Here is a 6,666-nt window from a genome sequence, read left to right as displayed (position 1 = left end):
GACCCCGAAGGATCCGACGTGCGCGATACTGGGATTGAACCAGTGACCCCTACCGTGTCAAGGTAGTGCTCTCCCGCTGAGCTAATCGCGCGGGGAGGTCTTCCGGTCGGAACCGGTCGAACCTCTCGGAGGTGGAGACGGGATTTGAACCCGTGTACACGGCTTTGCAGGCCGTTGCCTCGCCTCTCGGCCACTCCACCAGGCAACACACGAAGAACGATCTTACACTGTTCTCCATCGAGCGGACGACGAGATTCGAACTCGCGACCCTCACCTTGGCAAGGTGATGCTCTACCAACTGAGCCACGTCCGCCTGTCTCCCGGGACCTTCACCGCTTTTCTTCGGCTGCGCTCCCTGGCGACGTGTTGAACTCTAGCGGATTCCCGGGCCAGCTAAAAATCCGTTCCCGCAGCGTGCCGATGGGATGCCCGCCGAGAGCCTCCCCGCCGACCCCTCGGCCCGGCCACCGGCCGCCACCTGCGGCGCTTCCGGACGATCATCCGCAGGCCACCCGGCGCACACCCGCGCGACGCCGGGCGCTGCTCACACCCCCGCGCCGGGCGCGCACCCCCGACCTACACTTCAGGCACCGCCGCCCAGGACCACCGCGCAGGAGAACCGTGTCCGGCCCCACCGAACCCAGCACCCCCCTCGCCCGCTTCGGCGGCCGCCTGGCCACCGGGCTGCGCGACGTCACCTCGGACCCGGCCGCCCTGGACTCCACCGGCTACTGGGCCGTCGCCTACGACTTCGAGGGCCGGCTGACCTGCGCCCGCTTCGACGACGTCCGTCCCGCCCCCGCGCCGCCCTCGGGCGCCGGCTGGCGCGGACCGGAGGCCGGCGACTGGCGCAGCTCCCTGGACCGCTCCGCCTACACCGCGGGCGTACGCCGCATCCGCGAGCACATTGCCGCCGGCGAGGTCTACCAGGCGAACCTCTGCCGCGTGCTGTCCGCACCGCTGCCCGACCCGGCCCGCAGCGACGTCGACGCCCTCACCGGCCTCCTCGCCCACGGCAACCCCGCCCCCTACGCCGGCACCATCCGCCTGCCCGGCCACGGCGTCGAGATCGCCACCGCCTCGCCCGAGCTGTACCTGCGCCGCACCGGCCGCACCGTCTCCTCCGGCCCGATCAAGGGCACCGGCCGCACCGAGGACGACCTCCTCGACAAGGACCACGCCGAGAACGTGATGATCGTGGACCTGGTCCGCAACGACCTCGGGCAGGTCTGCGCGACCGGCAGCGTCACCGTCCCCGACCTGTGCGCCGTCGAGAAGCACCCCGGCCTGGTCCACCTGGTGTCCACCGTCGAGGGCACCCTGCGCGAGGGCGCCGGCTGGCCCGAGCTGCTCGCCGCCACCTTCCCGCCCGGCTCCGTCACCGGCGCCCCCAAGTCCAGCGCCCTGCGGATCATCGACGCCCTGGAGACCGCCCCGCGCGGCCCGTACTGCGGCGCCGTCGGCTGGGTCGACGCCGACCGCGGCGAGGGCGAACTCGCCGTCGGCATCCGCACCTTCTGGCTCGACCGGACCGACCCCGAGGCGCCCGTGCTGCGTTTCGGCACCGGCGCAGGCATCACCTGGGGCTCCGACCCCGACCGCGAGTGGGCGGAAACCGAACTGAAGGCCGCCCGCCTGGTCGCGATAGCGTCGGGCAGCGACACCGACCCGACGGGCGCGTGAACCGCCCGGCCCCCACCCCGCCCTAGGAGCAGCCCTCGATGCAGAACCCGACCACGAGCTGGGTCAACGGGGCGCTCGTCGACTCCGCCGACGCCGCCGTCTCGGTCCTCGACCACGGACTCACCACCGGCGACGGGGTGTTCGAGACCATGAAGGCCACCGACGGCCGGGCCTTCGCGGTCACCCGGCACCTCGACCGGCTCACCCGCTCCGCCCGCGGCCTCGGCCTGCCCGACCCGGACCACGACCTGGTCCGCGAGGCCTGCGCCCAGGTCCTCGCCGCCAACCCGGCCCCGCTCGGCCGCCTGCGCGTCACCTACACCGGCGGCACCTCACCGCTCGGCTCCGAGCGCGGCACCGCCGGCCCCACCCTCGTCGTCGCCCTCGGCGCGATCAACCGCCGCCCCGACGAGACCGCCGCCGCCGTCGTCCCGTGGCGCCGCAACGAGCACAGCGCCGTCGCCGGCCTCAAGACCACCTCGTACGCCGAGAACGTCGTCGCCCTGGCCGCCGCCCACCGCGCCGGCGCCTCGGAGGCCCTGTTCGCCAACACCGCCGGCCTGCTCTGCGAGGGCACCGGCTCCAACGTCTTCGTCGTCCTCGGCGGCCGCCTGCTCACCCCCACCCTCGGCTCCGGCTGTTTGGCCGGCATCACTCGCCGACTGGTCATCGACTGGTGCGGCGCCGAGGAGACCGACCTGCCGCTCAGCGCCCTCCAGGACGCCGACGAGGTCTTCCTCACCTCCACCACCCGTGACGTCCAGGCCGTGACCAGGGTGGACGACCGCGAACTGCCCGGCATCGGCCCCGTCACCGCCAAGGCCATGGCCGTCTTCGCCGAACGCAGCGGCGACGACCTCGACCCGTGATCCCCGTCCGCCCACGGAAGGGGCCGCCGCACCGGCGGCGCACCGCGGCAACCGGGGCATAGCGGCCCGGGCGCGGGGAATGGACCACCACATGACCACGACGCTGCGCCCCGAGGGCCCGGAGACACCCACCGACGCCGGCGGCCGCACCAGGCGCTGGCAGATCTGCGCCAATGGCCGCCAGATCGGCGCGCTGCGCACCACCGCCATCCCGCACGGCAGTCAACTCTGGGGCGAGATATCGGAGTTGGAGGTCAGGGAAGGCCGCGGTCGGGGCCGCGGCACGTTCGGCGCGCTGGCCGCGGAGGAGGTGCTGCGCGGCTGGGACTGCACCCGGGTGGACGCCAACATCCCCGAGACGGCACGGATCGCCCGGGGGCTCGCCGGCACCCTCGGCTACACCGAGCGGATGCGGAACCTGGCCAAGCGGCTGACCACCGCCCCCGCCCTGCCCGCAGGCGTCACCGCCGACCGGATCGAGCCCCCGGAGTTCCAGGCCTGGCTCGACCGGGCCGCGCGGGGCTACCTCCGCTCGCTCGTGGAGTCCGGGCTCAGCGAGGAGCAGGCCCGCGCCCGCTCCCACCTGGACCACCGGCGCCAGCTCCCGCAGGGCGCCGACAGCCCCGGGGTCGCTCTGCGCCGCCTGCACGCGGAGGGCGAATCCGAGCCGCTCGGCTCGCTCTGGGTGGACTTCCACCGGCGCGACCTGCCGAACGGCGGGCCGCTCGCCTGGGTGATGACCGTCGAGGTGTCCCCGGCCCACCGGGGCCGGGGACACGGCCGCACGCTGATGCTGCTCGCCGAACGCGAGTGCCTGGCCGCCGGCGTGCGCGACCTCGGCCTCAACGTGTTCGCCGGGAACGAGGTCGCGATCCGCCTCTACGCCTCGCTCGGCTACCGGGTCACCAACCGCATCTACGGAAAGCCGCTGTGACCCGACATGGCGTCAGGAAGCCGCCGCCGCCTCGATGGCGGCCACGATGCGGTCCCGCAGGCCGTCCTGGCTCTGCCCGCCGTCCAACCGCTGCCCGCCGATCACGTACGTCGGCGTGCCGGTGACCCCGATCGCCCGGCCCTCGGCCTGGTCGGCGTCCACCGTGAGCATGTGCCGGCCGTCGATCAGCGCGGTGTCGACCTCCTCGGCGTCCACCCCGACCGCTCGGGCCACCTCCAGCAGCACCTGCTGCCCGCGGGCGTCCAACTCCTCGACCCGGGCCAGCAGCGCCTCTACGAACGGCCAGCCCAGCCCCTGCGCGAACGCCTCCTCGGCGGCCTCCGCGGCCGCGTAGGCGTGCTTGTGCTTCTCCAGCGGGAAGTGGCGGACCTCGACGGGCAGCGCGTCGCCGTACCGTGCGCGCAGCGCCCGTACGTCGTCCAGCGCGGTGCGGCAGTCCGGACACTGGAGGTCGCACCAGAACTCGAGCCGGGGGAGGGAACCATCGATCATTCCCCCAGTGTTTCACTAGTGGGCGCCCGCTCCGGCCGACGGTGCGCCCCTGCGAAGGCCGACAGGGAGGCAGTGATGACCAGGACGACCGGAAGCGAAGGAGTACTGCCGTGCTGACGGCGGCGATCAGCTTCGCGCTCACGGCGGGCGGGGTGGCCGTGGCCGGCCTGCGGGCCTACCGGCGGCGGTTCCTGTCCGCGACCCGCTGGCTCGCGGTGGCCCTGGTGCCCGCCGGGCTCTACCTGACCGGCCTGTTCCCGGTGGCCCGGACGATCGGCGGCGAGTTCGCCGACTGGGCGACGAGGCTGGTGTTCGACCCCCGGGTCTGGACCGGCATCGTGCTGCTCGGCCTCTCCGCGCTCCTGCTGGTGACGACCCGCTGGGTGGGCCGCCGGGGCGCCGTGGACGCCGCGCCGGACCGCCCGGCCGCCGCCGGTGCCGCGCCCGAGCGCCCGGCGGTGGCGGCCACCCCGCCGAAGAAGCCGGCGGCGGGCAAGCGGGACGACGGCCTCGGCGACTTCTCCGACATCGAGGAGATCCTCCGCAAACGCGGCATCTGAGCGGTATCCGAACGCGGTATCCGAACGCGGCATCCGCCCCCCTCGGGGGCCGGCGTCAGGCGGAGGGCACGGCCTCCGCCGAGCGCTGCCGTGCCCGGTAGGCGGCGACGTGCAGCCGGTTGCCGCAGGTGCGGCTGTCGCAGTAGCGCCGGGAGCGGTTGCGGGAGAGGTCGACGAAGACCCGGGCACAGTCCGGCGCCTCGCACCGGCGCAACCGCTCCCGCTCGCCCGCCATCAGGATGAAGGCCAGTGCCATGCCCAGCTCGGCGGCGAGGTGGTCGCCGAGCGCGGCGTGCGGCGCGAAGTAGTGGATGTGCCAGTCGTGGTGGTCGTGGTTGGTCAGCCGCGGCGTCGTACCGGCGGCCGCGACGATCCGGTTGACCAGTTCGGCGGCCTCGGCGGTGGACTCCGTCCCGAACACCTCGCGCAGCCGGGTGCGCAGCTCGTGCACCTTGCGCAGGTCGTTCTCGGTCAGCGAGTCGATCTCGCTGATCTCCTGGCCGACCACGAAGGCGTCCAGTGCGGCCACGTCCGGCAGCCGCTCGGTGCCGCACACCTCGGGCGCGGTGTTGAGCAGCTCGACGAGGATGCTCAGTGCGCACTCGGTGTCATGGGTGATCAGCACGTTGGGGACTCCTCGCGCAGGGGGACTCCGGAACCCCGCGTCCACGGTTACCCCAGACCATACCGGGCCGTGCGGCGGAAGGGCGGCGGGTTCTTTCGAAGGCGTGTACGGATTCCGTCAGAGTGCCGTGAACCGAACGCCGAACCGGACGCCGTCCGGGCGGCCGGGCCCGCGAAGGCCCCCCGAAATGCCGAAGGCGCCCGGCAGCGAGGCCGGCCACCCGTATGGATGGCCGGCCTCGCTGCCGGGCGCCTGCGGTGTCGCGGGCCCCGAGGCCGCGTCGCGCGCGGCTGAGTGCTGCCGTGCCCCCGAGTAGGACGGCAGCGGTGACGGCAGGAGGTACCACCCCGCCGATGGCGGGGCGTGACCGCCTCCGGGCGGGATCAGCTTTCGGCGAGGATGTGGGACAGCTCCCGGTCGAGGTCGAAGTGGCGGTGTTCGGTGCCGGGGGGCACCGCGGCGTCCGTCCGCTTGAGAAATGACTCAAGCGCCCGGGCCGGGGCTTCCAGCAGGGCTTCTCCTTCCGGAGAGCTCAGCGCGATGCAGACCACCCCTTGCCCGTGGCTGCGGGACGGCCAGACCCGGACGTCGCCGGTACCGGTCGGTCGGTGCAGCCCCTCCGCGAGGAGATCTCGGGCGAACACCCACTCCACGGTCTCGTCGGCGCCCGTGTGGAACGTGGCGTGCACGGCGTAGGGGTCGGCGGTGTCGTAGCGCAGGCCCGCGGGGACGGGCAGTGAGGACTCGCTGGACACGATGAGGCGCAGGTGCAGCTCGCAGCTGACCGTGGTGTTCATAAGCGCCATGGCCTTTCGCTCAGTGTGCGCTCGGGGAATCGCACGTCGGCGAACGGACCATCCCACCCCCAAGCCCGATGTAAACCCCTCTGTCCCGATTCGGGCGCGAGTCGTACCCCTTACGGCGCATTGCGGAATCATCCCGGAGTGGCCCGCTCGGGCATTACCGGGCCGCTTCTTGGTTAGTTTCCTGGCATGACTGTGCGAAACGACAAGACGGCCAAGAACACGGGATCGGGTGAACCGGTCACGGCGGATGACGCGGTCGGCTCCCGCGCCCCGGCGTTCGTCCGCCGCTCGCGGCCGCTGCACCTCGCCTGGCAGGTGGCGATCTTCCTGGCCGGCCTCGCCGTGGTCGTCCTCGGCGTGATCATGCTGCCGCTGCCCGGCCCCGGCTGGGTGGTGATCTTCCTGGGCATGGGGGTCTGGGCCACCGAGTTCGACTGGGCCCGGCTGGTGCTGCGGTGGAGCCGCCGCAAGGTCGCCGAGGCCGCCCAGCGCGCCCTGGAGCCGCGGGTGCGCCGCCGCAACCTCACCGTCACCGCCATCGGCCTCGCCGCGGTCGTCGGGATCGGCGGCTGGTACTTCGCCCGCTACGGCCTGGCCGTCCCCTGGACGGCGGGCGAGAGCTGAGCGGCCCGGGGCCGGGGGCCGCCGTGACCGGGGTGTTCGGACCACCCTCCGG

General features: G+C 73.4%; 8 protein-coding genes and 3 tRNA genes. 5 read left to right on the top strand and 6 right to left on the bottom strand.

Annotation, left to right across the window (positions count from 1 at the left end; translation table 11 throughout):
- Positions 1-19: 19 nt before the first annotated feature.
- From ABT015_RS08420 to ABT015_RS08410, 3 genes are all read right to left on the bottom strand, one after another.
- Positions 20-91: transfer RNA gene (locus ABT015_RS08420), tRNA-Val, on the bottom strand.
- A gap of 38 nt (positions 92-129) precedes the next feature.
- Positions 130-200: transfer RNA gene (locus tag ABT015_RS08415), tRNA-Cys, on the bottom strand.
- 40 nt (positions 201-240) lie between these two features.
- Positions 241-313 (bottom strand) — tRNA-Gly (locus ABT015_RS08410).
- A gap of 308 nt (positions 314-621) precedes the next feature.
- On the opposite strand from ABT015_RS08410, the gene ABT015_RS08405 reads away from it, so the two are divergent.
- From ABT015_RS08405 to ABT015_RS08395, 3 genes are all read left to right on the top strand, one after another.
- Positions 622-1,683, top strand: a complete 1,062-nt coding sequence (locus ABT015_RS08405; protein ID WP_350877903.1) for a chorismate-binding protein — start codon at positions 622-624, stop codon at positions 1,681-1,683.
- 38 nt (positions 1,684-1,721) lie between these two features.
- The gene (locus ABT015_RS08400) at positions 1,722-2,552 is read left to right on the top strand and encodes an aminotransferase class IV (protein WP_350877902.1); all 831 of its coding nucleotides are present in this window, start codon (positions 1,722-1,724) and stop codon (positions 2,550-2,552) included.
- Between the two features lie 91 nt (positions 2,553-2,643).
- Complete coding sequence (locus ABT015_RS08395; protein WP_350877901.1) at positions 2,644-3,486, top strand: GNAT family N-acetyltransferase; 843 nt, start codon at positions 2,644-2,646, stop codon at positions 3,484-3,486.
- Positions 3,487-3,498: 12 nt separating this feature from the next.
- On the opposite strand, the gene ABT015_RS08390 is transcribed toward ABT015_RS08395, so the two are convergent.
- Positions 3,499-3,999 carry a DsbA family protein gene (locus tag ABT015_RS08390; RefSeq protein ID WP_350877900.1) on the bottom strand — a complete coding sequence of 167 codons (501 nt, stop codon included), beginning with the start codon at positions 3,997-3,999 and terminating at the stop codon, positions 3,499-3,501.
- 110 nt (positions 4,000-4,109) lie between these two features.
- Here ABT015_RS08390 and ABT015_RS08385 point away from each other — a divergent pair, with 110 nt between their 5' ends.
- Positions 4,110-4,559: a hypothetical protein gene (locus ABT015_RS08385; protein WP_350877899.1), complete on the top strand. Its 450-nt coding sequence runs from the start codon at positions 4,110-4,112 to the stop codon at positions 4,557-4,559.
- Positions 4,560-4,614: 55 nt separating this feature from the next.
- On the opposite strand, the gene ABT015_RS08380 is transcribed toward ABT015_RS08385, so the two are convergent.
- Complete coding sequence (locus ABT015_RS08380) at positions 4,615-5,184, bottom strand: CGNR zinc finger domain-containing protein (RefSeq protein ID WP_063346822.1); 570 nt, start codon at positions 5,182-5,184, stop codon at positions 4,615-4,617.
- A 383-nt stretch (positions 5,185-5,567) separates the two neighbouring features.
- Positions 5,568-5,981 (bottom strand): SsgA family sporulation/cell division regulator, encoded by a 414-nt coding sequence (locus tag ABT015_RS08375; RefSeq protein ID WP_030056266.1) that lies wholly within the window; start codon positions 5,979-5,981, stop codon positions 5,568-5,570.
- Between the two features lie 195 nt (positions 5,982-6,176).
- Between ABT015_RS08375 and ABT015_RS08370 the strand changes: the two genes are divergently transcribed.
- Positions 6,177-6,614, top strand: a complete 438-nt coding sequence (locus tag ABT015_RS08370; protein WP_350877898.1) for a TIGR02611 family protein — start codon at positions 6,177-6,179, stop codon at positions 6,612-6,614.
- Positions 6,615-6,666: the final 52 nt, after the last annotated feature.

Origin of the sequence: Kitasatospora sp. NPDC094016, assembly GCF_040304045.1 — a bacterium.
Classification (GTDB): Bacteria; Actinomycetota; Actinomycetes; order Streptomycetales; family Streptomycetaceae; genus Kitasatospora.
The sequence above is the reverse complement of the archived record's forward strand: the minus strand, read 5'-3'. Positions and strand labels throughout refer to the sequence as shown.

Bases quoted from the DNA above. Each gene is read 5' to 3' on its own strand.
- ABT015_RS08390 (WP_350877900.1), bottom strand. From the start codon at position 3,999: ATGATCGATGGTTCCCTCCCCCGGCTCGAGTTCTGGTGCGACCTCCAG.
- ABT015_RS08370 (WP_350877898.1), top strand. From the start codon at position 6,177: ATGACTGTGCGAAACGACAAGACGGCCAAGAACACGGGATCGGGTGAA.
- ABT015_RS08395 (WP_350877901.1), top strand. From the start codon at position 2,644: ATGACCACGACGCTGCGCCCCGAGGGCCCGGAGACACCCACCGACGCC.
- ABT015_RS08375 (WP_030056266.1), bottom strand. From the start codon at position 5,981: ATGAACACCACGGTCAGCTGCGAGCTGCACCTGCGCCTCATCGTGTCC.
- ABT015_RS08400 (WP_350877902.1), top strand. From the start codon at position 1,722: ATGCAGAACCCGACCACGAGCTGGGTCAACGGGGCGCTCGTCGACTCC.